The following is a 26,368-nucleotide window of genomic DNA, read 5'->3' as shown; positions in this document are numbered from 1 at the left end:
AGAACCTCACCGCAGCGGGTCATTCTCCAGAAGGATCCGCTGGCCATGCGGCGTTGCCTCCGCCGCCCTCTGCCAGCTTTGCTGCAATGCGAGGATCGTATCGGCGTCCGCGACGCCCTTCGCAACCAGCAGGCCCGAAAGCGCCGCCACCCAGCAGTCGAAATAATCGCTGCCGTCCTCGGCGCGACCTGGCTTATGCACTTCGACGGAAAGCGCCTCCGCCCATTCGTTCCAGGTAAAGACACCTTTCTCGTGCAGATGAACGGTCAAGGCGAACGCCTCCGCCGCCCATGGCTCCGGAAACACCGGATCACCTTCCGGTGACTTCGGAAGACCAGGGGACCGCGCGAGCGCGGACGGAACGTCACACGCGCTCAAGATAGCTCTCCCAGGCGTCGATTGAGACGGTCAGCGTCGGATCGGCACCCTCGCCCCAGATCTCGCCGCCGTCGAAGACGACCGTATAGACCCATTGCGGGTTCTCGCCCCTTCCATGCGCGTTGTCGTCGGGAAAGACGTAGGAGCCCTGCACGGCCTCCACGACACCGGTCTTGGAACGGGCATAGCGCGGCAGCCGCGTATGGGTGGTGGGGTTGAAATTCCTTGTCCGTACTCTGTCGCCCGGCTGGAAAAGCGGCTCCGTATCAACCGGCCGGTCGCAGGGACCGCCCCGCGCGAGCACGCCCGGAACCATATCCGCGGCCAGGATACGCTTCGGTGTGGCCGGCACCGTCTGCTTGTGACCGGAATCGATCTCGGTTCTTGTTGCAAATCCATGCCGTTCCAGCAGCACTTCCAGCGCCCGGGTCCAGATTTCGTAGTAGCTGGCGGTCAGATAGTCCGCCGGCGGAATGTTTTCGCGCGCATGCCGGCTTTCATCGATCGACCAGGCGCCGAAGGCTCCGCAGGACAGCGTGATGCCGAGCGCCCGCTTCTCCCACTCCGCGTGAAAATAAGGCTCGTCCTTTTCCGGCGCGACCGGCCCGAACCCCATCTGTCCACCGAGATCATGAGGCCCGTTCATGGCTGCATTCCCGCAATCGCCGTACCGATCATCGAGTCACGGCTGACGAGTTTGGCAAGCGCCTCCTCGCTCATGCCGTCAGTACCTTCCGGCCGCTCGGGAATGACGAGATAGCGCAGTTCCGCCGTCGAATCCCATACCCGGATTTTCCTGGTCTCAGGCAATGTCAGGCCGAATTCCGCAAGCACGCCGCGGGGGTCGATGACGGCGCGCGAGCGATAGGCCGGCGCCTTGTACCAGACCGGCGGCAGACCGAGCACCGACCATGGATAACAGGAGCAGAGCGTGCAGACGACGAGATTATGAGTGTCCGGCGTGTTGAAGACGGCGCGCATGTGCTCACCCTGCCGGCCGGCATATCCCAGGCTTGCGATCGCCGCCGTCGCATCCCGCTTGAGCCACTCGGCAAAATCCGGATCACTCCAGGCCTTGGCCACCACGTGGGCGCCGTTGCGCGGCCCGATCTTCGTCTCGTAGGTCTCCACGATCGCATCGATCGCGCCTGGATCGATCAGTCCCTTTTCCGTCAGCACCGTTTCAAGCGCCCTCACCCGCGCCTGCATGTCGCTGTAGCGGTTGTCATGGTGATGCTGGTGATCGTGGTGATGATCTTCCGACATGTCACTCTCCTTCACTTCAGCATCGGCCAGAGGCTCATGACGAGCAAGACGGCCATGGTGATGTTGAACCATTTGAGCCGGGCGGGCACGGACAGCCATTCACGGAGTGCCGAACCAAAGCCGGCCCAGGTGGAAACGCTGGGTACGTTGACTGCCGCAAAAGCCAGGCCGACAAGCAGCACGGTCGGCAGGTAGTAGTCGGGATTGGTGTAGGTCGCCATGGCCGTCACCGCCATGACCCACGCCTTCGGGTTGACCCATTGGAACATCGCAGCCCCGAAAAAGGTCATCGGCTGTGCACCGGTCCTGCCGTCGGAAAGGCTGCGGGACGTACCGATCTTCCAGGCGATCCAGACAAGATAGGCGCCGCCGGCGAATTTCAGGATCGTATAGACCGCAGGAACCGTCTGCAGCAGCGCACCGAGCCCGAGACCGATCGCGAGCAGCAGCGAGAAGAAGCCGACGCCGATACCGAGCATATGCGGAATGGTGCGGGTGAAGCCGAAATTCACGCCCGATGCGAAGAGCATCATATTGTTCGGTCCCGGCGTGATCGAGGTCGTGAAGGCAAACAGGACGAGAGCCAGAAATGTTTCCAGCGGCATGTGATCTCCCAAGATGCCAAATGGCCCCGTTACATCAGCCGCCTCGTGTCGCGGGCGGCTGTCCTTTGGTGATAGGATCGTTGTGGACGATCTTCAAGCGGAACTTGGAACCTTCGACAAAAGCCATATGTCTAGGACATGTCCTTTCCGATATGACGATCGAGGTCAAACATGCCCGATATCCCGACAGTCAACCTGCCCTCGGGCATTTCCGTGCCGGCGCTCGGCCTCGGCACCTGGAACATGGGCGAGGACAGCCGCAAGGCAAACATTGAGATCGACAGCCTGAAGCGCGGCCTCAATCTCGGCATGACCTTGATCGACACTGCGGAAATGTATGCCGAGGGCGGCGCTGAGAGAATCGTCGCCGAAGCGATCATTGGCCGCCGCGACGAGACCTTCCTGGTCAGCAAAGTCTATCCGTGGAATGCCAGCCACAAGGGCGTGATCGATGCCTGCGACCGCAGCCTCGCGCGCCTGAAGACCGATCGGCTCGACCTCTACCTTCTTCATTGGCGCGGCGAACATCCGCTTGCCGAAACCGTCGCCGGTTTCGAGGAATTACGTCGAACCGGCAAGATCGCAGCCTGGGGCGTGTCCAATTTCGACCTCTCCGACATGGAGGAATTGATGGCGGTGCCGGAAGGAAAAAATTGCGCCGCCAACCAGGTGCTCTACAATCTTTCCCGCCGCGGCATCGAATATGACCTCCTGCCCTGGTGCCAGGAGCGCGGTATCCCGGTCATGGCCTATTCGCCGATCGAACAGGGCCGGCTTGCCCGCAGCGGTGAACTTATCCACATCGCCAAAGCCTATCAGGCGACGCCCGCACAAGTAGCACTCGCTTTTCTCTTGGAGCGTGATGGCGTCATCGCCATCCCGAAATCCGCCAATCCGGAACGCGTCGCGCAAAACGCCGAAGCAGCGGAACTGGAAATCAGCGAAGAGGATTGGGCCGCGCTCGACGCCGCCTTCCCGCCTCCGGAACGCAAACGCCCGCTTGAGATGATCTAGTCGATTTCGAGTTTTCTGCGCTCGGCAACAAGCGTCTCGATCGCTCCGAAGACATCGATTTCCTGCCAGGTGACCGTGTCGCGATAGGAAGGATAGAGGCTGAATGTCGCCGCAACGAGGTGATCGACGCTCGGCCGCGCCAGCCTTCTATGCAAAGCCTCATTCGAGGTCCCGCCCAGCCGATCCTCGGTCAGTCCCCAGCCCGAATAGAAAGGTGCTCCATAACAACGCACGGGGATGCCGCGCAGCATTGCATCGAGACCGAATTGGCTCGACACTGTCCAGATCTCGTCGACGACGTCCAAAATCGAGGCGACGGAAACCGCATCGTCCATCAGGATGACGCCGGGTGTCCTTGCCGCCTTTTCGGTGAGGTAACCTTTGCGGAAACCGGCCATCACATCCGGATGTGTGCGCACCACGCATTGCGCACCGCTCGCGACAGCATCCCCAAGCATGCGCGCGAAACTTTCAGGCGAGCCACCCGACATTGGTACCGAAACGTCACCCAGCACCTGATCGACAAGAAGAATCCGCCGCCGTGTTGTGCGGGCGAGCTTCGGTTCGCGATGCGGCAGGTTGTTGTATTTCGAGAGTTTTTCACGGACGAGCATCTCTCGGATATTCGCCCCAAGCCCCGCGATGTCCCTATCCACGGAACTCGCGATCAATCTCTCCAGCCTGGAAGCCTTCGAAGCATCGACCGGCATGCCGAGATCATCGACGATAACGGAAATCGGCAGGGTGCTCCCCTTGCCGAGACCGACCGAACGCAGGTAACCGTCCTCAAGATACCAATAAGGCAGCCGGCGAAACCATGCGATCCTGCGGGCTAGCTTGGCGGTAGATCGCCCGCCCCAGAAAACGATCCCCCTAACCCCCGGCGCAAATGCCGACTCCAGTTCGCGAATCCCGAAATAGTGCTTCAACCAGGGTGCCGATCGCGTCACGTAGTGGGTGGCGCCAAGGCGCATGCCGGCGGGTGGATACCAATCCTTCGTCAACCTTGTCCTACCTCGCCAACCGATGCGCCGTTCCCCGCCTGCCCTCACATTCCCTGCGGGCCACGGTTCATGGCTGCAATCCCAGTGCGGCAGACCTCCATCAGCCCGAGCGGTTTCATAATCGCCACGAACTGGTCGATCTTGGAGGATTTCCCGGTGATTTCGAAGATGAAATGTTCGACCGTCGCATCGACCACCTTGGCCTGGAAGGCTTCCGCGAGCCGCAGTGTCTCGGCGCGGCGCTCGCCGTGGCCGACCACCTTCACCAGCGCCACTTCCCGCTCGATCGGGCGCTCCTGCCCGAGTTCGCGCGCTCGCACCGTAAGATCCAGGACCCGGTGGACCGGCACGATGCGCTCAAGCTGCGCCTTGATCTGCTCGAGCACGCTCGGCGTCCCATTGGTGACGATGGTGATGCGTGAAAGATGTGCCTCGTGCTCCGTCTCCGAAACCGTGAGACTTTCGATATTGTAGCCCCGGCCCGAAAAAAGGCCGATCACGCGGGCGAGCACCCCCGGTTCGTTGCTGACGAGAACCGAGAGCGTATGACTTTCGGCTTTCGCCGTCTCCGGTGCGATGAAGTAGGCTGAGCCGGTCGGTTGCTGATGCGCATTCATGGTCTTGGGTCCGTTTCCTCAGAATTCTGTTGAAGCATACCGCCTCGTTTTATACGAGCTGGCGCCCCTTAGCGTCGATCGCATTGGCGACCGCTTCGTCGGTCGCCTCGTCCGGCAGCAGCATCTCGTTATGCGCCTTGCCTGACGGGATCATCGGGAAGCAGTTGGCGAGATTGGCGACGCGGCAGTCGAAGATCACCGGCTTCTTGACGGCAATCATCTCCTCGATCTTGTGGTCGAGCTCCTTCGGGTCGTCGCAATACATGCCGATGGCCCCATAGGCTTCCGCGAGTTTGACGAAGTCCGGCATCGCTTCCGTATAGGAGTTGGACAGGCGATTGCCGTGCAGCAGCTGCTGCCACTGACGAACCATGCCCATGTACTGGTTGTTCAGGATGAAGATCTTGACCGGCAGATTGTATTGAATTGCCGTCGACATCTCCTGAATGCACATCTGGATCGAGGCATCACCGGCAACATCGATGACGAGCGCGCCTGGATGCGCGACCTGAACGCCGATCGCCGCAGGAAAGCCATAACCCATCGTACCGAGACCACCGGACGTCATCCAGCGGTTCGGCTCTTCGAACTCGATGAACTGCGCCGCCCACATCTGGTGCTGGCCGACCTCCGTGGTGATGTAGGTGTCACGGCCCTTGGTCAGCTCATAGAGGCGTTGCAGCGCATATTGCGGCATGATGACGTCGCTGGAATGCTTGTAGGAAAAGCTCTTGCGGGCACGCCAGCGGTTTATCTGCGCCCACCAGTCTTCCGTCTGTCCCTTGGCCGGCTTGTGCGGCAGCGCCCGCCACAGGCGGACCATGTCCTCCAAAACGCTCCCGACGTCGCCGAGGATCGGAATATCGACATGGACGTTCTTATTGATGGACGACGGATCGATATCGATATGGATTTTTCGCGAGTTCGGCGAGAACGCGTTGATACGACCGGTGATGCGGTCGTCAAAACGCGCGCCGATGCAGACCATCACGTCGCAGTCATGCATGGCCATGTTGGATTCGTAGGAACCGTGCATGCCCAGCATGCCGAGCCAGTTCTTGCCGGACGCCGGATAGGCGCCCAGCCCCATCAGCGTCGAGGTGATCGGGAATCCGGTGAGATGAACCAGCTCGCGCAACAGCCGCGAAGCCTCCGGGCCGGAATTGACGACACCACCGCCGGTATAGAGGATCGGCCGACGGGCAGACGCCATCAACTCGACGGCAGCCTGGATGGCCTTGAGATCGCCTTCCTTCTTCGGCTGGTAGCTGATATTCGCCGCAATCTCCGGCTTCGGCGTATAGGTGCCGGTGGCGAACTGGACATCCTTCGGAATGTCGACGACGACAGGGCCCGGGCGGCCGGTCTGGGCGATGCGGAAGGCTTCGTGGATGACGCCGGCGAGCTCGTTGACGTCCTTCACCAGCCAGTTGTGCTTGGTGCAGGGCCGCGTGATGCCGACGGTATCGCACTCCTGGAAGGCGTCGGAGCCGATCAGCGTCGTCGGAACCTGGCCGGACAGGCAGACGAGCGGAATGCTGTCCATCAGCGCGTCCTGCAAGGGGGTGACCGCGTTCGTCGCGCCGGGACCGGATGTGACCAGCATGACGCCGACTTTGCCGGTGGAGCGGGCATAGCCTTCAGCCGCATGGCCGGCACCCTGCTCGTGGCGGACAAGAATATGCTGGATCTCGTCCTGCTGGAAAATCTCGTCATAGATCGGCAGGACGGCGCCGCCCGGATATCCGAAGATATGTTCGACGCCATTGTCCTTCAGCGCTCTCAGAACAATCTCCGCGCCAGTCATCTGGTTATCTGGCATCTGGTTGTTGCTATCCGTCATTGTCTTCTTCCATTTCGCTGCTGGATTTTTACCGGCGGCTCCTCCGAGCCGGATTGAAGGCATAAAAAAAGGCCCCTTTGAGGAGCCTGTCTACCGCGCATGGGTGGCTGTCGCCGGATGGTTACACCATCCTGCCCATGCGCGTTCCCACCACAATAAGAGCAATCGAGATTTTCATGGCGCGAAGTGTTAGCCAGATAAATCCCATTCGTCAACGCCATCTTGCACCAAAAAAGGCCATTCAGCTGATTTTGCTGCGCCGTTTCCGTCTCCTCATGGAGGATACGCCTACACGAGTTGTTAAGTCGCGAGGCTTATGCTCCCGATGTTTGAAAGGCAGCGACCCGACGGATGAGCCTATGACCCGATCCGCCACCCCAATGACAGGGGATCGATTTTGCTGAACAACGATCTCCACCGTTCCGCGTCCGCAGGAGAGCAGGATCGCCGCGATCTGCAGAAACCCGGCAACCGTATGCTGGGCCGTGTCGTGGCCTGCAACGGTTCCAACGCAACCATTTCCGCTATTGCCCAGAACGGTGAGACCGACCTCACGGAACTCTGGTCCGTCGGCCGGCTGATCTCGATCAGCGTCGGCGAAAACCGCGTTGTGGCGCTCGCCTATGCGATGGGGACCAGCGATGAAGCCTGGCGCGATGGCGAGGACACCGGCTTTCATATCGAGGTCGAACTGCTCGGCGAGGTCCGCAAAGGGGGAGACGGGCGCGAGGAGTTTTCCCGTGGCATCTCTCGCTATCCTTATCTCGGCGCCGTAGCGCATCGCATCCGCGCCGCCGATCTCCTGCGCATCTATGATACGGGCAAGAGCGACACCTGCGTCATCGGCAAACTGACCCAGGACGAAAGCATCGATGCGACGATTCATATTCCCTCGATGCTCTCGAAACATTTCGCGGTCGTCGGCTCAACGGGGGTTGGCAAATCCACCGCCGTGTCCCTGCTCCTCAACAAGGCGATCGAGGCCGATCCGAAGCTGCGCGTGCTGATCCTCGATCCGCATAACGAATTCGCAGCCGCTTTTCCGGAGCATGCGGTCGTCATCGATACCGACACGCTCGACCTGCCCTTCTGGCTGATGCGGCTCGAAGAGTTTACAGAAGTCGTCTTCCGCGGTCGGCCCGGAGTGCCGGAAGAACTCGATATCCTGCGCGACCTGATACCGGAGGCGAAGCGCGCCTTCCGCGGCAGCGATTCCCCGCTCATGCGCCGCACGACCGAAAAGAGCTCGATCACGGCCGACACGCCCGTGCCCTACCGTATGGCGGACCTTCTCGCGCTGATCGATGAGCGTATCGGTCGTCTGGAAGGGCGCGGCGAAAAACCCTTCCTGCGGTCATTGAAGATGCGCATCATGTCGGCGATCAACGACCCGCGCTATCATTTCATGTTCTCCAACAACACGATCAACGACACGATCATGGAGACGATCGCACATATCTTCCGCATTCCGGGCGGCGACAAGCCGATCTCCACTTTCCAGCTCGCCGGCATCCCCTCGGAAGTCGTCAACTCCGTCGCCTCGATCCTCTGCCGCATGGCGTTTGAGCTGGCGCTATGGAGCAATGGCGCGATCCATATGCTTGTCGTCTGCGAAGAGGCGCACCGCTACGTGCCGGCTGACCGCGATCTTGGCTTCTTCCCGACTCGCCAAGCGATCTCGCGCATTGCCAAGGAAGGTCGCAAGTATGGTGTTTCGCTCGGCGTCATCACCCAGCGGCCAGGCGAACTTGATCAGACGATCCTGTCGCAATGCTCGACCCTGTTCGCCATGCGGCTTTCCAACGACCGCGACCAGGAGATCATCAAGTCGGCCATCCCGAACTCCTCGATCTCGACGACCAGCTTTCTCTCCTCGATCGGCAATGGCGAGGCGATCGCCTTTGGTGAAGCGATTACGGTGCCTATGCGCATGAAATTCGCCAGGGTTGAGGAAAAATACCTGCCAAAGGCCAATGGCATCGCCGACAAGGGGTCGGAAAACACGCCGGACACGATCGATCTGCGTACGGTCGTGGCGCGCATGCGGGCCGCCAGCGGGCCGGATATTTCCGCCTTCCAGCAGAGTTATGCCGCTGCCAATCTCGCTTTTGCAGACGCCCTGCCTGCCGACAACGCAGACGTGGATGACGAATTCCCACCGGCAAGCGACGCGGAACTCGAACGATGGAACCAGGAAATCCGTGCCAATGGACACGTGGTTATCAATCGTCCGCCCGCGATCGGCGATCCGCAGCCTGAACCTTACCACCCGGATATGCTGCCTCGGCCACCGGTTTCCGAGCCTCCCGCACCCCTTCGCCCGGACCGCTTCGCGGACCTGCGGCGAGAACGCTCGACCGACGTTTCACAGCCGGTTTTTCAGCGCCCTCCTGCACAGGAAGGTGCCCCGCGCCCCAATCCGCTGCTCCGCCGCGAAGGCTCGCTGCGCGAAAGCCTGCTGAAGAAGCCACTCGGCAGCCTCTACGACAAGGATTGATCAGCCGATCCGCTCCCAGCTTTCGTCCATCTGGTTGCGGAACCAGGTCATCTGCCGCTTGGCATATTGGCGCGTCAGCGCCGAGCCACGCTCGATCACCTCCTGACGGCTCATGCGCCCTTCCAGCATCCCGGCAATCTCCCGAACGCCGATCGCCTTCACGATCGGCAGATCGGGCGCTGGTTGGAGCGCCAAAAGTGCCGTCACCTCGTCCACCGCTCCGCCCTCCAGCATTTTTTCGAAACGCCGATTGATGCGCTCATGAAGAATTTTCCGATCGGGTAGCACGACAAGCTTTTTCGCGCGGGCGGGATCGATCACCATCGCCCCCTGCCGCTGCTGGAAGTCGGAGATAGAGCGGCCGGTTTCCTCCAGCACTTCGAGCGCCCGGACGATCCGCTGACCGTCCTTCGGCTCGAGACTTTCGGCAACCACTGCATCTCGCCTTGAAAGCTCCGCATGCAGCGCTTCCGGCCCTTCCTCCTTCAGCCGCAGTCTCACCCTGCAGCGGACATCCTGGGAAATCTCCGGCATGTCGGATAAGCCACCCGTCAATGCCTTGAAATAAAGTCCCGTCCCTCCGACGAAGACCGGCAACCGGCCTTCCGAGCGAAGCTTCGGCAAGAAGTCCTGGACGTCACGCAGCCATTCGCCGGTCGAATAGGCGCACGTCGCCGGCACATGCCCGTAGAGGAGATGCTGCACGCCTTCCATTTCCGCTTCGGAAGGCCGCGCCGTCAAAACCCTGAGCGTGTCATAGACCTGCATGCTGTCTGCGTTGATGACCACACCGCCTGCCTCCCGTGCCAGATGCAGTGCAAGAGCCGACTTGCCGCTCGCCGTCGGTCCGGTTATCAGGATCGCGTCCATTTCATCATCAAGGTCGGTCTTCATATGGCTTTCGTTGCCACGCTCATTGCCCATCCGTCAAATCCTGTTCTCAATGCAAGGCTCGGAGAACAGGCGGCCGACGCCGTAAAGGCCTCCGGCCTCTACTGGCTGGCGGACGGCATCGCCTGCGATATCGTGCTTCGCGACGATACGGACATTCAGGCGGCCGCGGCCAATCTCCGCGCCGTCGTCGCAGCTGCGCCGATCGACGTCGTCGTGCAGAATGCTGAAACCCGGCGGAAGAAATTCCTGATCGCCGATATGGATTCCACCATGATCGGCCAGGAATGCATCGACGAGCTCGCCGATGTCGTGGGGCTGAAGGACAAGGTGGCGGCGATCACGGCGCGGGCGATGAACGGCGAGATCGCCTTCGAGCCGGCTCTCAGAGAGCGCGTAGCGCTCCTGAAAGGCCTGCCGATTACCGTTGTCGACGACGTGATCGCCAAGCGCATCACGCTAACCTCCGGCGGACCGGCACTGATCGCCACCATGAAGGCGAGAGGTTCTTATGCCGCTCTTGTCTCCGGCGGCTTTACGGTCTTCACGAACCGGATCGCCAAGTCGCTCGGTTTCGACGAAAACCATGCGAACATCCTGATCGAAAAGGATGGCATCCTCACCGGCGAAGTGGCCGAACCCATTCTCGGCAAACAGGCCAAGATGGATGCGCTTCTGTCCATTACCGAAAAGCTCGGCATCTCCCCTGAGGATGCAATCGCTGTCGGCGACGGCGCCAATGATCTCGGCATGCTCGGCATAGCCGGCTCGGGTGTGGCGCTGCATGCCAAGCCGACCGTCGCGGCGCAGGCAAAGATGCGTATTGACTATGGTGACCTCACTGCCCTTCTCTATATTCAAGGCTATCGCAAGGCGGATTTCGTGACCCCGTGAAAGAACCAAAGATCATTCTCGAAACCGAGCGGTTGCGGCTCCGCAGCTGGCTTGACAGCGACCGCGACCTGTTTCGTGAGATCAATGCCGATCCGAAAGTCATGGAATTCTTCCCGTTCCGGCGCTCCCATGAGGAGGCCGATGCCTTCCTGACTCGGCTCAATGACACGATCACGGAGACCGGGCTCGGCTTCTATGCCCTGGAACTGAAGGAAACGCGGGAGCCGATGGGCTTCTGCGGCCTTTCGCTTGCCAACATGCCGGAAGTCCTTCCGCCCGAAACGGTAGAGATCGGCTGGAGGCTTGCCACCCGTTTCTGGGGCCACGGCTACGTCACTGAAGCCGCCCGCGCCCTCCTCGACTTCGCTTTCGATAAGAAGCACCTCGACGCCATCGTCTCTTTCGCCGTGACGGACAATCATCGTTCGACGGCCGTCATGAAACGGCTCGGGCTTCACCGGGCTGCGAGTCTCGATTTCGACCACCCGCGTGTACCCGATACGCATCCGCATCTGAAGTCTCACGTCGTCTATGCCGTGACTCGGGATGAATGGCTGATCCTGAGGCAGAAAGCCGGCCAGCCCCGCTAGTCTTACTCCAGCGGCAGCGCCACGAAGCGAAGGTTGCCGGCGGGATCCGAAATCATCACATGTGCGTTGCGGCGGCCTTCTGCCTTCAACATCTTGATCCGCGTGGCCACGTCATCCGGGCTTTCGACAAAATCCTGCGCCACTTCGACGACCACCTCGCCGGCCTTCAATCCCTTCTGGGCGGCAGGCGAATTCGGTTCTACGGCCATGATCACCACGCCCTCGACACTCTCGGCGATATTAAAGCTCTTGCGGCGCTCCTCATCGAGCACGGCGAGCGTCATGCCGAAGGTCACGGCAGGCCCCTGGTCCGCCTCACCTTTCTGGTCGTCCGGCGCCCCGTTGTCCGGCGACATGTCTTGGCCCTGGCCTTCCGGCAGAGACGGCTGCTCAGCGTCATCCTCCGCTTGGGCGCTGTCTTCCAGCCGGCCGAGCGGCACCTTCACTGTTTGCTCCTTGCCGTCACGCAGGATCACGACATCGACATCCTTGCCGACCGGGCTTTCCGCCACGATGCGCGGCAGGTCGCGCATCTCGTTGACCGGCTGACCGTCGAAGGTCAGGATCACGTCACCGGCCTTGATTTCGCCGTTCTTGATCGGACCACCGCTGACGACGCCGGAAACCAGCGCACCGCGCGCACGATCGAGGCCGAGGCTTGATGCCACTTCATCGGTCACCGGCTGGATGCGAACACCGAGCCATCCGCGCCGCGTCTCGCCGAATTCGATAAGCTGATGCACAATGTTTTCGGCAAGTTCGGTCGGTACCGCAAACCCGATGCCGATCGAGCCCCCGGAGGGCGAGATGATCGCCGTGTTGATGCCGATGACCTCGCCGCGCATGTTGAACAGGGGGCCGCCGGAATTACCCTTGTTGATCGCTGCGTCCGTCTGGATGAAATTGTCGTAGGGACCGGCATTGATGTTGCGGCCTCGCGCCGAGATGATGCCGAGCGTCACCGACCCGCCAAGGCCAAACGGGTTGCCGATAGCCATCACCCAGTCACCGATGCGCATCCTTCGGGAATCGCCGAAACGGACTGCTTTCAACGGCGTCTTCGGCTCAACCTTGAGCACCGAAAGGTCGGTCTTCGTGTCGGTGCCGACCAACCTGGCCTTGAGCTTGGAGCCGTTCGGAAAGATCACCTCGATGTCGTCGGCGCCTTCGATCACATGGTTGTTGGTCACCACGAAGCCGGCCGGATCGATCACAAAGCCGGAACCAAGCGAAGAGACCTTCTGATTACCGTTCTGATTGTCGGGGCTGTCGAAAAAATCCTCGAAGAATTCCTGGAAAGGCGATCCTTCCTGGATCTGCGGCTGTGGGCCGGCACCTCCATCCTTGACGCTCTGGGAGGTGGAAATGTTCACCACCGCATCAAGCAGGCCTTCCGCGAGATCGGCGATCGAGGCCGGGCCTGCGGCAGCCGGACCGGGCGGCGGCGGCGGATTGATGGTCGGAGACGGTGTCGGCGGCGCGGGCAACATGGACCCCGGCGGATTGCCGTTCTGCCCGGCAGTCGGCGGTGCCGGTGTTTGGGCGATCGCCTGCAAGGGTCCCGCCAATACGGCAAAAGCCGCCGTCAGCATGACGGTGTGCTTGAAGGACGATCGAACCGAATGGGCCATATGGCATCCTCGCTATTGGATTTTCCGCATCCCGAGAAGCGGCGCTCACCCGGGCGGGCCTATTGGAGCCTTTGAATCGGGCGTAGTTTCGGCAGAGCATAAGGCGGAATAAGCACGGGGGAAATTACCTTTTCGTGAGGATTGCGCTCCTTCCACGTTTCGGTAACGGATGCTCTCGCAGACAAACGGGGCGGTTTCCTCACCGCCCCGATGCAATCCGGTCAGTTGGCCGGCGCGGCCGGCGGCGCTGGCGGAGTTGCAGCCTGCGGCGCAGGCCCGTCGCCGTCAGAAGACTTGAAGAAACGAAAGAATTCCGAATCCGGCGAGAGCACCATGGTCGTGCCCTTGTCTGCGAGCGAAGCGACATAGGCCCGCATTGAGCGGTAGAACTCGAAGAATCCCGGATCGCGCTGGAAGGCCTCGCCGAAGATCTTATTGCGTTCTGCATCGCCTTCGCCACGCAGGATTTCCGAATCCCGCTGCGCTTCGGAAACAAGCTCGACCACCTGACGGTCCGCGATGGCCCGACGTCGCTGGCCCTGTTCGTTACCCCTCGCGCGAATCAGTTCCGCTTCAGCGAGACGTTCGGCCCGCATACGCTGGAAGGTCTGCGCTGAAACCTCCTGCGTGAGGTCGGTGCGACGGATGCGTACATCTCGGATAGCAAGGCCGAGCGTCTCTGCGGCTCCGTTGAGGTCGGCATGCACCTCTTGCATCATCGAGGAACGCTCATTGGAGAGCGCCGCGTCGAAGTTGCGCAGGCCGTAGACTCGACGAAGCGCCGCATCAAGACGGGTGCGCAGACGTGATTCTGCGGATTCGCGATCGCCGGAAACGGCCTCGCGGAACCTGCGCGGATCGCTGATCGTATAGACCACGAAGGCGTCGACCTCGTAGAAGGCGCCGCCGCGAACCTGCACCCTGATATTGTCGAGATCGAAACGCAGCGCCCGCTTCTCGACATACTGGACCCGGTCGGCATCGATAAAGGCGAACGGAAGTTTAAAGTAAAGTCCTGGCTCGCTCTTCACGTCCTGGATCTCGCCGAAACGCAGGACGATCGCCTGTTCGCGCTGGTTGACCACAAAAACCGACGAGTAAAGAAGGAGCAGAACGATGGCCAGGCCGATCAGGATCGCGGGAAGTCGATTGGAAATCATCGGGCGGCTCCCTGCTGGGCCGGCTGCTGCCGGTTGAGTTCGTTGAGCGGCAGATAGGGAACGACGCCCTGCTTGTCGTCCAGGATGATCGTGGTGGAATTCTTCAGCACGGCTTCCATGGTCTCGAGGAAGATGCGTCGGCGTGTGACTTCCGGCGCGTTGGCATATTCCTGATAGATGGAGATGAAGCGCTGCGCCTCGCCCTGAGCCTCATTGACGACCCGATCCTTGTAGGCGGATGCCTCTTCGCGGACCTGGGCGGCTTGGCCGCGCGCCTGACCGAGCTTCTGGTTGGCGTACTGGTTGGCTTCTTCAACGAAGCGATCCTCGTCTTGTTCGGCCCGCTGCACTTCTTCGAAGGCATCGGCCACTTCACGTGGCGGCGCGGCGTCCTCGATAGGCACGGCGTTGATGGAAATACCGGAACCGTAGGTATCCATCGTGCCCTGGATGATACCGCGCACTTCGGTCGAGATATCTTCGCGATTGTCTCGGAAGACATCCTGCGCCGGGCGGCGGCCGACAACCTCGCGCATGGCGCTTTCTGAGACCTGCTGCAGGGTCGAAGCCGGGCTTTCCAGGTTGAACAGGTAGGCTCTCGGATCAGTCACTGTGAACAGCACCGAGAACTGCACGTTGACGATGTTCTGGTCGCCGGTCAGCATCCAGCCGGCATTGGAGCTGGAACCCCGCGCCGCGCCGATATTCTGTTGTTGTTCGGTAATCTTGACGATCTCGACCGTCTCAAAGGGCCAGAAATGGAAATGCAGGCCCGGCATGGAAATCTCGTCCTTCGGACGGCCGAAGCGCAGTTCGACGCCGCGCTCGTCCGGCTGCACGGTATAGACGGACTGAAAAGCGAGGAAGGCGAGGATCACGAGCACCACGATCGCAAGAGCCCCGCCGTTGAAGCCGCCGGGCATCACACCGCGCAACCGGTCCTGACTGCGCCGGATGATGTCTTCGAGATCAGGCGGGCCGCCGCTGCCTCCGCCGCGCGGGCGGTTCGGTCCCTGCCCCCAAGGGCCCTGATTGTTACCGCCACCGCCGCCCCAAGGGCCGCCGCCGCCATTCTGATTGCTCCAGGGCATCAAAACCTCTTTGTCTGTGTCCGCTCCCAGGCCGCGACCCTGCCGTGTGAAGGTCGTCCCGCCATTGCCCGTTATAGGTATGAGCCGGGTCGCTTTCAACGCGGACTCAATAACTTCCCGTTGTTTGGTAACGAAATGTTTCAGTTTGTCGCGTCTCGACGGCGATAGCTCACGAAACGGGTGGGATAATTGTCCTTCTCGCCCGCCGGAACAACGGTCTCCTCGATCTTCTCGAAGACATCCGGATCGATAGTCGGAAAAAAGGTGTCGCCGTCGACAATCTCGGTTTCCACATGTGTGATCCGTAGCAAATCGGCGACCTTGATCGCCTCGGCATAGATTTCACCGCCGCCGAGCACATAGATCTCTTCGGCGCCCACCTCCGCCGCCTTCCGGCCGGCGATATCGATGGCCTCATCGAGCGAGGTGGCGACATCGACACCCTCGCAATGAAAGTCACCGCGACGGGTGACGACGACATGCGGGCGCCCGGGCAGCGGCCTGCCGCCAAAGGAATCGAGTGTCTTGCGCCCGACGATCACCGGCTTGCCGAGCGTCATCGCCTTGAAGCGCTTGAGGTCGGTGGACAGCTTCCAAGGCATGTCGCCATCGCGGCCGATGACGCCGTTCCTGGCGACGGCAGAGATAATGACAAGGCGAGGCTTCGTCACGTCGCCAACCTCAAAACCAGAACGTGTGGGCAATTTGTCTCATATGCAAAAGCTGCATTCCGCATATGGAGAGCACTCGAACAGTTCGTCAGAAACATGACCCCGCTTTCGTTCGATAGAGCCGGTCGCTCCGGCACAGGCAACAAACGAATCTAGCGGTATTGGAGACGGTTCGGTTATGCAACAGATTGTAGCGGATACGGCCTCCTTTCAGGCATCATCGCGCCAGTCTCAGGCAGCGCATATCCTCGTCGTCGACGATGACGAAAGAGTGCGCCAGATGCTCACCCGCTATTTCGACGGCGAGGGCTATGTGGTCAGCACCGCTGCCAACGGCGCGGAGATGGAGGCGCACCTGAAGCACGGGGACGTCGACATCATTCTCCTCGATCTGTCACTGGGGGGCGGCGAGGACGGATTGGATCTTGCGCGCGAACTCCGGACATATTCGGATATTCCGATCATGATCGTCTCAGGGCGCGACGATGTAATCGACAGGATCATCGGCCTGGAGATCGGAGCGGACGACTATGTCGCCAGGCCCTTTCACCTGCGCGAGGTCCATGCCCGGCTCAGGTCCATCCTGCGGCGACGCCAGCCGGGGAACGCCCGGCAGAACGCCGGGGATGGCGGGATCGTCCGTTTCGAAAACTGGGCGCTGGACCTGGAAAGACGTGAGCTCTTCACCGCCGAAGGCACGAGCGTCGAGCTGACCACCGGCGAATTCGAAATGCTCGCGACATTTGTCCAGCATGCCGGACGGGTGCTTTCCCGCGAATTCCTGATGGACGCGACGCGCGGGCGCCAGCTTGGGGCATTCGACCGGACGGTCGATGCGCAGATCGTCAGGCTCCGTCGCAAGATCGAAGCCGATGCCGGACGCCCTCAGTTCATCAAGGCCGTGCGCGGCGTCGGCTACCTCTTCACCGCCAAGATCGCCTGATCCGATTTTCGACGACGGCAAGATAGGTGATTTTCGCCATATCCTTTCAGGAACGCCTGGGACCTGACTGCCTATAGGCTCCCGGCATCAATCCTCTCTGATTGCGCTGGATCAATGAAGCGGCGGTCCGGTTCGCGACAATCGGCGCCCATATTGCACCCTCACCTGAAGGAGACAAAGATGGCCAGAACGATGAAAGCTGCCGTGGTGCATCAATTCGGCAAACCTCTTGTGATCGAAAGCGTTCCCGTTCCAGTGCCCGGCCCGGGCGAAATCCTCGTGAAGGTGATGGCCTGCGGTGTCTGCCACACTGATCTTCATGCAGCGGATGGCGATTGGCCGGTCAAGCCGGCGCCGCCCTTCATTCCCGGTCACGAGGCGGCCGGCGTGGTCGTCGAGCTCGGTCCGGGCGTCACGGATTTCAAGGAAGGCGATGCGGTTGGCGTCGCTTGGCTGCATGACGCATGCCTGCGCTGCGAATATTGCGAGACGGGCTGGGAAACGCTCTGCGAACACCAGCACAATACCGGCTATAGCTGCGACGGCGGCTTTGCCGAATATGTCGTAGCGTCGGCGGCCTTTGCGGCGCGTCTGCCGCAGAACGTCGATTTCGCCGCGATCTCGCCGATCCTCTGCGCTGGCGTCACCACCTACAAGGGCCTCAAGGAGACCGAAGCCCGACCTGGTGAATGGGTGGCGATTTCCGGCATCGGTGGCCTCGGCCATGTCGCCATCCAGTATGCCAAGGCGATGGGTCTGAAGGTTGCGGCCCTTGATGTCGCCGCCGACAAGCTCGAACTCGCCCGCAGCGTCGGGGCGGATCTCGCCGTCGATGCCCGCGCCCTGACGGCCGTCGAGGAGGTCCGGGAGGCCACTGGGGGCGGAGCTCACGGCGTTCTCGTGACAGCCGTGTCGCCGCCGGCATTCTCCCAGGCGATCCGGATGGTGCGGCGCAGGGGCACGGTCAGCCTTGTCGGTCTGCCGCCGGGGGAATTCCCGACGCCCATCTTCGACGTCGTTCTGAAACGCATCACCGTGCGCGGCTCGATCGTCGGGACGCGCCGCGACCTTGACGAGGCGATCGCCTTCGCGACCGACGGCAAGGTCAGGACCGAAATCCACAAGGCACCGCTCGAAGACATCAACGATATCTTCGCCCGCCTCAAGGACGGCAAGATCGAGGGGCGCATGGTGCTGGATTTCTCATCCGCCACCTGATTGCGGCAAAGCGCCGGGCAGCGATCGCCCGGCGCCCTCTCACCGGCGAGCGATGGCCGCCACGATCCCCTCCAATGGCATCGATGCATCGACATGCCGCCACGGAATGTCCGTCGGTTTGCGGGCCAATTGGCCCGCAAGCACGTCCACATCGGCATCCGAGGGCCCGCCGACGCGGTTGCGTACCCGCTGAAGGAGCAGCGCCTGGTCAGCATCGAGCCAGATACCTCGGAGATCGGCGCCGGCATTGGTCGCTGCGGCCTCGATGAGATGCCGATTGGCCGGATTGTCGAAAACGGCGTCTGCGACCACGCTGCCGCCCTCGGCCAGGATCAGTTCCGAGCGCCGGGCCATTTCCCGATAGACAGCCTTTGAAACATCCGGACTGTATGCGGCAGCCGGCAATCTCGTTTCGGCTGAAACCCCATGCAGGGCTTTTCGAATACGGTCGCTTTCGATGATCCGGGCGCCGGGAGGCGCACCGATCTCCGACGCGATGCGTTCGGCAACCGTCGTCTTGCCCGAGCCGCTCAAGCCTCCGATGGCGATGAGACAAGCGGGCCTATCCTCCAGCAGCGCATGCGCAAGATCGAAATAGGACTTTGCCTCCTCCGCCAATCTGCTTCTGTCTTGCCCGTCTTCTTCGGCTTGCGTCGCGGTGACATGGGCACGGACCTGTGCACGAATCGCCATGAAGAACGGCAGCAGGCAGAAGCCATCCTCGTCATCGGTCTCGTCCAGATATCGGTTCATCACCAGGTTGGCGAGGTCCGGAAAGCCACGATGCCACAGATCCATGAGCAGGAAGGCGAGATCGTAAAGGACGTCGACCGTGGCGATCTGCGCGTTGAATTCGATGCAGTCGAAGAGGCACGGCCGGCCGTCCAACAGGCATATGTTACGAAGATGGAGGTCGCCATGGCAACGGCGGACCCTGCCGGCCACCGCCCGGCGATCGAGCAGCGGCGCATGACGGCGAAGCTTGGACCGGAACGCTTCACTGAGGCTTCCCACGACAGCCGGGTCGAAGACTTGGCTGGTGGCGAAACCGGCATCGTTGATATCGAGAACGGCACCGATATTCTCAGCGCCGCCGCCGACGGAAACCGCGGGCGCCTTGCTGTGATAGACCGCAATCATGCGGGCGGTGGCGGTCATCAGTTCGGGCGTCAGCTTCTCCGCAACCGCCATACGGTCGAAGAGTTGTTCCTGCTCGAATCGGGTCATCTCGACAACCGAATCCACCAGCGGTCCGTCACCGTCGAATTCGAGGGTCCCATCCGACGCCCGCGTGATCCGCCGCACGCCGAGATAAAGTCCAGGCGCCGTCTCGCCGTTCAACGAGACTTCCTTGCGGCAGGCCTCCTCACGGATCGCGGCGGTGGAGAAATCCACGTAAGGGAGCTTCAGCGCCTTCTTCAGTTTATAGGCTCTGTCTCCAGCCAATACGATCACAGAGATATGCGTCTCCATGACATCAACCCCATCGGTCGGGCCATGGGTAGCCGGATCGGCCAGGAAAGTGATCGTGCCGCTCTGATCGTCCGTCATCATCGTCCTTTTCCTTGCCGAACACCATGTGATGAACATGGCCCCCCGATGCTCGGCATGACCTTGACGTGAGTCAACGGCTAAATCCGCCTCCCGCCTTCACCACGACTTCAGGGCCCGCAGGGTCGGGGTCTTCTTGAAGATATGCGCGTCCATCCGAGCAAGCAGGCTGTCGAGCAGGCTCACGGCCTCGCTGACGGCAGGCCCTTTGTTGAGCATGACGCATTCCGCGCGTGCGGCCATGGCCGCATCGGTCATTTCGCCCCTGGATGGCAGGCCGGTTTTGACAAGATCCTCCAGAACCTGCGTCGCCCATACCGTCGGGACGAAGGCCGCCTCGCAGATCCAGAGGATTTCCTCCTGCATTTCCGCAACCCGCTCGAAACCGATCTCGGCGGCGAGATCGCCGCGGGCGATCATCACTCCGAAAGGACGCTCCCGGCAGCGCGCCCGTGCGATCAGCGCCGGCAGGCTGGTGACGGCCTGCGGCTGCTCGATCTTGGCGATTAGCCCCAGAGCATGCTCGCGAGGCGGAAATTCGGCGAGCGCCTCTTCCAGAAGGTCGATATCGTCGGCGCGGCTGACGAAGGAGTAGCCGAGCATGTCCGCCTGACCGATGATCGCCGCAAGATCGCTATGGTCCTTGGCGGTCAAGGGGGAAAGGCCGAGAGCGGTGTCCGGCAGATTGAGCCCCTTCTCCGGCTTCAGTTTGGCGCCTCCCGTCTTCGTACGCCCTACCCTTACGAGCGCCTCCCCTTCGGAAACGCTTTCGACTACGCCCTCCAGCTTGCCGTCGTCATAGCGGATACGGTCGCCAACCGAGACGCGGGTGACGATCTCCGGCAAGGAGACGGCGGCACAGAAGGCTGCCTCGGGTGTCACATAGGGAGCGCCCTTCGCTACCAGCCGCAGGAGATCGCCCGCCTTGAGCCGGGTGCCCTTTTCGCCTGCAACCGCCTCCGTGCGGATCTTCGGCCCCGCAATGTCCATGAGGACCGTCAGGCGGCGGTCGAGAGCAGCGCTTGCGGCACGGACATGCCTGGCCATTTCCGCCCAGGCTCGCTCATCGTCGTGTGCGCAGTTGATCCGCGCCACGTCCATTCCGCGTTTGGCCAGGTCGAGGACGAAGTCCGGCTGAGCGGCGGCCTCGCTCGGCAGCGTCACCATGATGCGTCCGCGCCGATGGACGCGGGGCGGTCCGAAAAGCTCATCCGCCGCCTGCCTCAGAAGGCTTTCACCCAGGAAGAACCGTTCCTCCGAAGGTGGCGGAAATGCCGGATTGGTGCCGCAAATGGCCGCCAGGGCCGCCAGAACTGCATCGATCGTCGGCAAGACCCGGCTTTCCAGCCGGCCGAGCGACGAAAGTCCCCGCCACATCAGCTTGCGTTGCAGAGGCCTCAAATCATGGTGCCGCAGCGCCAGATAATGACAGAGATTCTCCAGCCCTGCCCGCTTTTCCTCGGCCATTTGCCCTGCACCCGCGAGGCCCGCGAGCATCGGCACCGCCTGCTCGATGATATCCTTGCGCAAGGCCAGCAGTTCATCGGCCAGGGCGGAGGCATTTTCGACCGCATGCGGCATCGCTTCTCTCCTTCAGGTAAGGTCATCGAAGACTGCTCCGCCAAGATCAATTCTTGATGACGAGGGTTCCCGCCTTGCGCTGTGTCAAGGAAGCCTCTGCCCTTCCCGGCCAGAAAAGCTGCAAGCGGTACGCGCCGCTCGGTTTCCTTTTCAAGTACGAAAGGATCAGGACGGTGGAAAACATGCTGAGACATCACGGACGCTACGAGGCCCTCATCCGCGAAGCAATTTCTCTACCGCCCATGCGGACGGCGGTGGTCCATCCCTGCTCGACCGAAGCGCTGCGCTCGTCGGTCGAACTCAAGGAGCAAGGCCTTCTCGATCCGCTCCTCATCGGTCCGGAACACAAGATCAGGGCGATCGCGGCCGCGGCCGAAGTCTCGCTCGAAGGCATCGACATCGATCCCGTGGAGCACAGCCATGCCGCGGCGGATCGCGCCGTCGAGCTCGCCTCGAGCGGCAAGGTCGCAGCGTTGATGAAAGGCAGCCTCCATAGCGACGAACTGCTTTCGGCAGTGATGGCGCCATCCTCGCGACTAAAAACCGAGCGACGCATGAGCCACGTCTACGTCATGGACATACCGGCCTATGACAAGCTGCTCGTCGTCACCGATGCGGCGATCAACATCCAGCCGGACCTCGATCAGAAGCGCGACATCTGCCAGAACGCCATCGATCTCATGCACCTGATCGGCATCGAAAAACCGCTCGTCGCAGTGCTGGCGGCAGTCGAGACAGTCAACAGCAGAATGCCGGCGACGCTCGACGCCGCCGCGCTCACGGTTATGGCGGCACGCGGTCAGATCACCGGCGCGGTGGTCGACGGACCGCTCGCCTTCGACAATGCGATCAGCATCGAGGCGGCGCAGGCCAAATGCATTGCCTCGCCTGTTGCCGGACAGGCGGATATCCTGCTGGTTCCCGATCTCGAAGCCGGTAATATGCTTGCCAAGCAGCTCATCTATTTTGCCGGCGCCGACGCGGCGGGGCTGGTCCTCGGCGCCCGCGTCCCTATCATACTGACAAGCCGGGCCGATCCCGCCAAGGTTCGCACGGCCTCCGCCGCACTTGCCAAGCTGATGGCCGCCAGGCACGACGAGACAAGGGGCATCGCATGACCAACAAGCTTCTCCTGACCTTCAATGCCGGCTCGTCGACGGTGAAGATCGGCATTTTTGCACTGGACGGAGACGGTCCCAAACGAGTCGGCAAGGCCGTCGTCGATTTCGCGAGCCGGCCGCTGATACTGCATCTGAAGGAAGGACCGACGCAATTCGAGCTGCCCTTGAGGGCAGAATCCGGCGACGACCTTGCCGATCTCATGGACGAGGTATTTTCCGAACTGGACAAGCATTTCGACCTTAGGGCCGTCACCGCCGCCGGCCACCGCATCGTCCATGGCGGCGACATCTTCGACGGACCGGTCGAACTGGATGCCGAAGCCCTGGAGAAAATCAGGACGCTGACGGAACTGGCGCCGCTTCATCAGCCGCAGGCCCTGCGGTTGATCAGGGCCGTCCGGCATCTGCGCCCGCAGCTTTTCCAGACCGGCTCCTTCGATACGACCTTCCACGCAACCCAACCTGACCTTATACGGCGGTTCGCCATCCCCCGCGCCTGGCACGACCGGGGTGTCAAGCGTTACGGTTTCCACGGGCTCTCCTACGAATATGTGGCCGGGGCGCTTGCCCGGCAGGAGCCGAACATCGCCAACGGCAAGGTCGTCATCGCCCATCTCGGCAGCGGCGCCAGCCTATGTGCCATCGAAAACGGCTTGAGCCGCGATACCAGCATGGGTTTCTCCACGCTGGACGGCATCCCGATGGCGACGCGTCCTGGCTGGCTCGATCCCGGCGTCCTGCTGCATTTCCTGGGTCCGCTCGGCAAGCCCCTCGAAGAGGTCGAGGACATGCTCTATCATCAGTCGGGCCTGCTCGGCGTCTCGGGCCTCAGCGGCGACACCCGCGAACTCATCGAGGACGACAGCCGGCAGGCGAAGGAGGCGATCGACCTCTTCACGTTGAGAATTGCCGGAGAAGTCTGCCGTCTGGCTGCCACGCTGGGCGGATTGGACGCACTGGTTTTCACGGCCGGCATTGGTGAGAACCAGCCGAAGATTCGCAAACGCGTGGCCGAGCGGCTGCGATGGCTGGGCGTCGAGCTGGATGACGACACAAATGCAAGGAATGCGGTGAAGATCAGCACATCGGCAAGCCGCATCGCCGTCTATGTCATTCCCACCGACGAGGAACAGATGATCGTTGAGGAATGCCTGGCCATCCTCGAATCGATGGAGCAGATCTCCCCTCTCTGATCCAGAGAGGGGAACATGACCCGAACCATGTCGCGATCGGGTTTCCATCCTCCGATAGAAATGCACCAGATCATTCAAAGGAACAAACCGATGCAGCCAAGCGCCTCCTCATCCGCAGCACCTGTGACAGACCCGAAGGAACTGGCGCTGATGGACCGCTACTGGCGAGCCGCCAATTATCTTTCCGTCGGGCAGATCTATCTGCTCGACAATCCGCTCCTGCGCGAGCCCTTGAGGGCGGAGCATATCAAGCCGCGTCTGCTCGGCCATTGGGGCACGACGCCCGGCCTCAACTTCATCTACACCCATCTCAACCGCATCATCCGCAATCGCGATCTCGACATGATCTATGTCTGCGGCCCCGGTCATGGCGGACCCGGCATGGTCGCCAGCACCTATCTCGAAGGCAGCTACAGCGAAATCTATCCGGACATCTCGGAAGATGCGGAGGGCATGCAGAAGCTTTTCAGGCAGTTCTCCTTCCCGGGCGGCATCCCGAGCCACGCGGCGCCAGAGACGCCCGGCTCCATCCATGAGGGCGGCGAGCTCGGCTACGCGTTGGTGCATGCCTATGGCGCCGCTTTCGACAATCCGGACCTCGTCGTCGCCTGTGTCGTCGGTGACGGCGAGGCGGAGACCGGGCCGCTTTCGGCAAGCTGGCAGTCGAACAAGTTCATCAATCCGGCCCGCGACGGCGCCGTACTGCCAATCCTGCATCTGAACGGCTACAAGATCGCCAACCCGACCGTGCTTTCCCGCGTGGGCGACGAAGACCTCGAACATCTGTTCCGGGGTTATGGCTACGAGCCCTTCTTCGTCGAAGGACATGAGCCGGAACGGATGCACCGGCAGATGGCGTCGGTGCTCGACAAGGTGTTCGACCACATCCGCACGATCCAGAGGCAAGCCCGCGAAGGAAAGACCGGCGACAGCTGCCCGCGCTGGCCCATGATCGTGCTCCGGAGTCCCAAGGGCTGGACGGGCCCGAAGGAAGTGGATGGCAAGAAGGTCGAGGGGTTCTGGCGGGCGCACCAGGTGCCGGTCGCCAATTGCCGCGAGGACGAAGGCCACCGCAGGATCCTCGAAGACTGGATGCGGAGCTACGATCCGGAAGATCTGTTCGATGCAGACGGCCGGCTGAAGGAGGAATTGCGCGCCCTGTCACCGAAGGGTGACCGCCGCATGGGCGCCAATCCGCATGCCAATGGCGGTCTGCTGCGCAGGGAGCTCATCGTGCCGGATATCCGTGATTACGCGGTGCCGGTGACCGACCGCGGCGCAGCCATGATCCAGACCACGGAAGTGCTCGGCAAATATCTGCGCGACGTCCTGAAGCTCAACGACACCCATTCCAATTTCCGCATCTTCGGTCCGGACGAAACGGAATCGAACCGTCTCGGCGCCGTCTTCGAGACGACGAATCGCGTTTGGATGGAGAAGATCGAGCCCTACGACGTGCATCTTTCGCGTGACGGGCGCGTCATGGAAGTGCTTTCCGAACATCTTTGCCAGGGCTGGCTGGAGGGCTACCTGCTGACCGGCCGGCATGGCTTCTTCTCCTGCTACGAAGCCTTCATCCATATCGTCGATTCGATGTTCAACCAGCATGCCAAATGGCTGAAGGTTTCCCGCGAGCTGCCGTGGCGCAAATCCATTTCGTCGCTCAACTACCTGCTCACCTCACATGTCTGGCGGCAGGACCATAACGGCTTTTCGCACCAGGATCCCGGCTTCATCGATCTCGTCGCCAACAAGAAGGCCGATATCGTGCGCATCTACCTGCCGCCGGATGCCAATACGCTGCTCTGGGTCGGAGACCATTGCCTGAAGACTTGGGACCGGGTCAACGTGATCGTCGCAGGCAAGCAGCCGGAGCCGCAATGGCTGACGATGGACGAAGCGGTCGCCCATTGCGAAGCCGGCATCGGTGTTTGGGACTGGGCGGGCAGCGAGGACGGCGCGTTGACGCCGGACGTCGTAATGGCCTGCGCCGGCGATGTGCCGACCATGGAAACGCTTGCCGCCGTCACCTTGCTCCGTGAAGCGATCCCGGCGCTGCGCATCCGCGTCGTCAACGTCGTGGACCTCATGGCACTGCAATCGAGGGAGCAGCATCCGCACGGTCTGGATGACGCCACATTCGACCAGCTTTTCACCACCGACCGGCCGGTGATCTTCGCCTATCACGGCTATCCCTACCTCATTCACCGGATGACCTATAGGCGCACCAACCACGAAAACATCCATGTCCGCGGCTTTATCGAGGAAGGCACGACCACGACCCCCTTTGACATGACGGTGCTGAACGAACTCGACCGCTTCCATCTTGCGATCGAGGTGATCGAACGGGTGCCGGGTCTGAAGGAGAAGGCCGCGCATGTGGTGGAAGCTCTCCGCGGCAAGCTTCGGGATCATCACCGCTACGTCAGGGAGTTCGGGGAGGACATGCCGGAAATCCGGAACTGGAAGTGGACAAGCTGACCGGCCCCCGCCCGAACTGATGGATGTCCCGAATTGATGGATGTCAATGGGCGGTGGCTTTCTGCCTATATTGTCGGGAGGATGATAATGGCCCCGAAATTCCATAGAGGGCAGCCCCGAACTGGAGC

General features: G+C 61.6%; 22 protein-coding genes and 1 pseudogene. 9 read left to right on the top strand and 14 right to left on the bottom strand.

Going from position 1 to position 26,368, the window contains the following annotated elements; all coding sequences use genetic code 11:
* Window positions 1-6: 6 nt before the first annotated feature.
* The 4 genes from J2046_RS24360 to J2046_RS24345 are packed head-to-tail and all read right to left on the bottom strand — an operon-like array spanning window position 7 to window position 2,249.
* Window positions 7-378 carry a nitrile hydratase accessory protein gene (locus tag J2046_RS24360; protein ID WP_210056314.1) on the bottom strand — a complete coding sequence of 124 codons (372 nt, stop codon included), beginning with the start codon at window positions 376-378 and terminating at the stop codon, window positions 7-9.
* Window positions 365-1,024: a nitrile hydratase subunit beta gene (nthB, locus tag J2046_RS24355; RefSeq protein WP_210056313.1), complete on the bottom strand. Its 660-nt coding sequence runs from the start codon at window positions 1,022-1,024 to the stop codon at window positions 365-367. The genes J2046_RS24360 and nthB overlap by 14 nt, the downstream gene beginning before the upstream one ends.
* Window positions 1,021-1,644, bottom strand: coding sequence for a nitrile hydratase subunit alpha (gene nthA, locus J2046_RS24350; RefSeq protein ID WP_210056311.1), 624 nt, complete (start codon window positions 1,642-1,644; stop codon window positions 1,021-1,023). Before nthA ends, nthB begins: the two co-directional genes overlap by 4 nt.
* An 11-nt stretch (window positions 1,645-1,655) precedes the next feature.
* The gene (locus J2046_RS24345; protein WP_210056309.1) at window positions 1,656-2,249 is read right to left on the bottom strand and encodes a LysE family translocator; all 594 of its coding nucleotides are present in this window, start codon (window positions 2,247-2,249) and stop codon (window positions 1,656-1,658) included.
* Window positions 2,250-2,420: 171 nt separating this feature from the next.
* Here J2046_RS24345 and J2046_RS24340 point away from each other — a divergent pair, with 171 nt between their 5' ends.
* Entirely contained in the window at window positions 2,421-3,263 is an 843-nt protein-coding gene (locus tag J2046_RS24340) for an aldo/keto reductase (protein WP_210056307.1), read from the top strand.
* Here the strand turns inward: J2046_RS24340 and J2046_RS24335 are convergent.
* Genes J2046_RS24335 through J2046_RS24325 form a run of 3 tightly spaced genes read right to left on the bottom strand, consistent with a single transcriptional unit; the run spans window position 3,260 to window position 6,727 of the window.
* A complete protein-coding gene (locus tag J2046_RS24335) occupies window positions 3,260-4,267 on the bottom strand; it encodes a capsular polysaccharide export protein, LipB/KpsS family (RefSeq protein ID WP_233470262.1) in 1,008 nt (335 codons plus the stop codon). The two genes, J2046_RS24340 and J2046_RS24335, sit on opposite strands and share 4 nt — an antisense overlap.
* 44 nt (window positions 4,268-4,311) lie before the next feature.
* On the bottom strand, window positions 4,312-4,884 hold the full coding sequence (gene ilvN, locus J2046_RS24330; protein ID WP_037147347.1) for an acetolactate synthase small subunit: 573 nt from the start codon (window positions 4,882-4,884) through the stop codon (window positions 4,312-4,314).
* A 49-nt stretch (window positions 4,885-4,933) separates the two neighbouring features.
* A complete protein-coding gene (locus J2046_RS24325; RefSeq protein ID WP_210056306.1) occupies window positions 4,934-6,727 on the bottom strand; it encodes an acetolactate synthase 3 large subunit in 1,794 nt (597 codons plus the stop codon).
* A 397-nt stretch (window positions 6,728-7,124) separates the two neighbouring features.
* On the opposite strand from J2046_RS24325, the gene J2046_RS24320 reads away from it, so the two are divergent.
* Complete coding sequence (locus J2046_RS24320) at window positions 7,125-9,224, top strand: ATP-binding protein (RefSeq protein WP_210056304.1); 2,100 nt, start codon at window positions 7,125-7,127, stop codon at window positions 9,222-9,224.
* On the opposite strand, the gene miaA is transcribed toward J2046_RS24320, so the two are convergent.
* The gene (gene miaA / locus J2046_RS24315; RefSeq protein ID WP_210056302.1) at window positions 9,225-10,118 is read right to left on the bottom strand and encodes a tRNA (adenosine(37)-N6)-dimethylallyltransferase MiaA; all 894 of its coding nucleotides are present in this window, start codon (window positions 10,116-10,118) and stop codon (window positions 9,225-9,227) included.
* On the opposite strand from miaA, the gene serB reads away from it, so the two are divergent.
* Window positions 10,119-11,009, top strand: coding sequence for a phosphoserine phosphatase SerB (gene serB / locus J2046_RS24310; protein WP_210056300.1), 891 nt, complete (start codon window positions 10,119-10,121; stop codon window positions 11,007-11,009).
* Window positions 11,006-11,599 carry a GNAT family N-acetyltransferase gene (locus J2046_RS24305; protein ID WP_325169784.1) on the top strand — a complete coding sequence of 198 codons (594 nt, stop codon included), beginning with the start codon at window positions 11,006-11,008 and terminating at the stop codon, window positions 11,597-11,599. The genes serB and J2046_RS24305 overlap by 4 nt, the downstream gene beginning before the upstream one ends.
* A gap of 2 nt (window positions 11,600-11,601) precedes the next feature.
* On the opposite strand, the gene J2046_RS24300 is transcribed toward J2046_RS24305, so the two are convergent.
* From J2046_RS24300 to J2046_RS24285, 4 genes are all read right to left on the bottom strand, one after another.
* On the bottom strand, window positions 11,602-13,230 hold the full coding sequence (locus tag J2046_RS24300) for a Do family serine endopeptidase (RefSeq protein ID WP_210056298.1): 1,629 nt from the start codon (window positions 13,228-13,230) through the stop codon (window positions 11,602-11,604).
* Between the two features lie 221 nt (window positions 13,231-13,451).
* On the bottom strand, window positions 13,452-14,390 hold the full coding sequence (hflC, locus tag J2046_RS24295; RefSeq protein WP_210056296.1) for a protease modulator HflC: 939 nt from the start codon (window positions 14,388-14,390) through the stop codon (window positions 13,452-13,454).
* Window positions 14,387-15,481 carry an FtsH protease activity modulator HflK gene (gene hflK / locus J2046_RS24290; RefSeq protein WP_210056294.1) on the bottom strand — a complete coding sequence of 365 codons (1,095 nt, stop codon included), beginning with the start codon at window positions 15,479-15,481 and terminating at the stop codon, window positions 14,387-14,389. Before hflK ends, hflC begins: the two co-directional genes overlap by 4 nt.
* 140 nt (window positions 15,482-15,621) lie before the next feature.
* Window positions 15,622-16,152, bottom strand: coding sequence for a dihydrofolate reductase (locus J2046_RS24285; protein WP_210056293.1), 531 nt, complete (start codon window positions 16,150-16,152; stop codon window positions 15,622-15,624).
* Between the two features lie 178 nt (window positions 16,153-16,330).
* Here J2046_RS24285 and J2046_RS24280 point away from each other — a divergent pair, with 178 nt between their 5' ends.
* The gene (locus tag J2046_RS24280; protein WP_210056292.1) at window positions 16,331-17,095 is read left to right on the top strand and encodes a response regulator; all 765 of its coding nucleotides are present in this window, start codon (window positions 16,331-16,333) and stop codon (window positions 17,093-17,095) included.
* A 180-nt stretch (window positions 17,096-17,275) separates the two neighbouring features.
* Complete coding sequence (gene adhP, locus J2046_RS24275) at window positions 17,276-18,313, top strand: alcohol dehydrogenase AdhP (protein ID WP_210056291.1); 1,038 nt, start codon at window positions 17,276-17,278, stop codon at window positions 18,311-18,313.
* A gap of 39 nt (window positions 18,314-18,352) precedes the next feature.
* Here adhP and J2046_RS24270 read toward each other — a convergent pair whose 3' ends face one another.
* Together J2046_RS24270 and J2046_RS24265 are read right to left on the bottom strand one after the other, a co-directional pair.
* Complete coding sequence (locus J2046_RS24270) at window positions 18,353-19,867, bottom strand: bifunctional aminoglycoside phosphotransferase/ATP-binding protein (protein ID WP_210056290.1); 1,515 nt, start codon at window positions 19,865-19,867, stop codon at window positions 18,353-18,355.
* Between the two features lie 96 nt (window positions 19,868-19,963).
* Entirely contained in the window at window positions 19,964-21,445 is a 1,482-nt protein-coding gene (locus tag J2046_RS24265) for a pyruvate kinase (RefSeq protein WP_210056289.1), read from the bottom strand.
* Between the two features lie 161 nt (window positions 21,446-21,606).
* On the opposite strand from J2046_RS24265, the pseudogene J2046_RS24260 reads away from it, so the two are divergent.
* The 3 genes and pseudogenes from J2046_RS24260 to J2046_RS24250 all read left to right on the top strand — a co-directional run.
* Window positions 21,607-22,563 (top strand): annotated as a pseudogene (locus J2046_RS24260) (bifunctional enoyl-CoA hydratase/phosphate acetyltransferase); the annotation flags it as partial.
* A complete protein-coding gene (locus J2046_RS24255) occupies window positions 22,560-23,759 on the top strand; it encodes an acetate/propionate family kinase (RefSeq protein WP_210056287.1) in 1,200 nt (399 codons plus the stop codon). The pseudogene J2046_RS24260 and the gene J2046_RS24255, both read left to right, overlap by 4 nt.
* A gap of 90 nt (window positions 23,760-23,849) precedes the next feature.
* Window positions 23,850-26,240, top strand: coding sequence for a phosphoketolase family protein (locus J2046_RS24250; protein WP_210056285.1), 2,391 nt, complete (start codon window positions 23,850-23,852; stop codon window positions 26,238-26,240).
* Window positions 26,241-26,368 lie beyond the last annotated feature (128 nt).

Origin of the sequence: Neorhizobium petrolearium (genome assembly GCF_017873175.1) — a bacterium.
GTDB lineage: Bacteria > Pseudomonadota > Alphaproteobacteria > Rhizobiales > Rhizobiaceae > Neorhizobium > Neorhizobium petrolearium.
The sequence above is the reverse complement of the archived record's forward strand: the minus strand, read 5'-3'. Positions and strand labels throughout refer to the sequence as shown.

Excerpts from the sequence above, each read along its gene's own strand:
- nthB (WP_210056313.1), bottom strand. The coding sequence starts at position 1,024 with ATGAACGGGCCTCATGATCTCGGTGGACAGATGGGGTTCGGGCCGGTC.
- nthA (WP_210056311.1), bottom strand. The coding sequence starts at position 1,644 with ATGTCGGAAGATCATCACCACGATCACCAGCATCACCATGACAACCGC.
- J2046_RS24345 (WP_210056309.1), bottom strand. The coding sequence starts at position 2,249 with ATGCCGCTGGAAACATTTCTGGCTCTCGTCCTGTTTGCCTTCACGACC.
- J2046_RS24340 (WP_210056307.1), top strand. The coding sequence starts at position 2,421 with ATGCCCGATATCCCGACAGTCAACCTGCCCTCGGGCATTTCCGTGCCG.
- ilvN (WP_037147347.1), bottom strand. The coding sequence starts at position 4,884 with ATGAATGCGCATCAGCAACCGACCGGCTCAGCCTACTTCATCGCACCG.
- J2046_RS24325 (WP_210056306.1), bottom strand. The coding sequence starts at position 6,727 with ATGACGGATAGCAACAACCAGATGCCAGATAACCAGATGACTGGCGCG.
- miaA (WP_210056302.1), bottom strand. The coding sequence starts at position 10,118 with ATGAAGACCGACCTTGATGATGAAATGGACGCGATCCTGATAACCGGA.
- serB (WP_210056300.1), top strand. The coding sequence starts at position 10,119 with ATGGCTTTCGTTGCCACGCTCATTGCCCATCCGTCAAATCCTGTTCTC.
- J2046_RS24300 (WP_210056298.1), bottom strand. The coding sequence starts at position 13,230 with ATGGCCCATTCGGTTCGATCGTCCTTCAAGCACACCGTCATGCTGACG.
- hflC (WP_210056296.1), bottom strand. The coding sequence starts at position 14,390 with ATGATTTCCAATCGACTTCCCGCGATCCTGATCGGCCTGGCCATCGTT.
- hflK (WP_210056294.1), bottom strand. The coding sequence starts at position 15,481 with ATGCCCTGGAGCAATCAGAATGGCGGCGGCGGCCCTTGGGGCGGCGGT.
- J2046_RS24280 (WP_210056292.1), top strand. The coding sequence starts at position 16,331 with ATGCAACAGATTGTAGCGGATACGGCCTCCTTTCAGGCATCATCGCGC.
- adhP (WP_210056291.1), top strand. The coding sequence starts at position 17,276 with ATGGCCAGAACGATGAAAGCTGCCGTGGTGCATCAATTCGGCAAACCT.
- J2046_RS24270 (WP_210056290.1), bottom strand. The coding sequence starts at position 19,867 with ATGATGACGGACGATCAGAGCGGCACGATCACTTTCCTGGCCGATCCG.
- J2046_RS24265 (WP_210056289.1), bottom strand. The coding sequence starts at position 21,445 with ATGCCGCATGCGGTCGAAAATGCCTCCGCCCTGGCCGATGAACTGCTG.
- J2046_RS24255 (WP_210056287.1), top strand. The coding sequence starts at position 22,560 with ATGACCAACAAGCTTCTCCTGACCTTCAATGCCGGCTCGTCGACGGTG.
- J2046_RS24250 (WP_210056285.1), top strand. The coding sequence starts at position 23,850 with ATGCAGCCAAGCGCCTCCTCATCCGCAGCACCTGTGACAGACCCGAAG.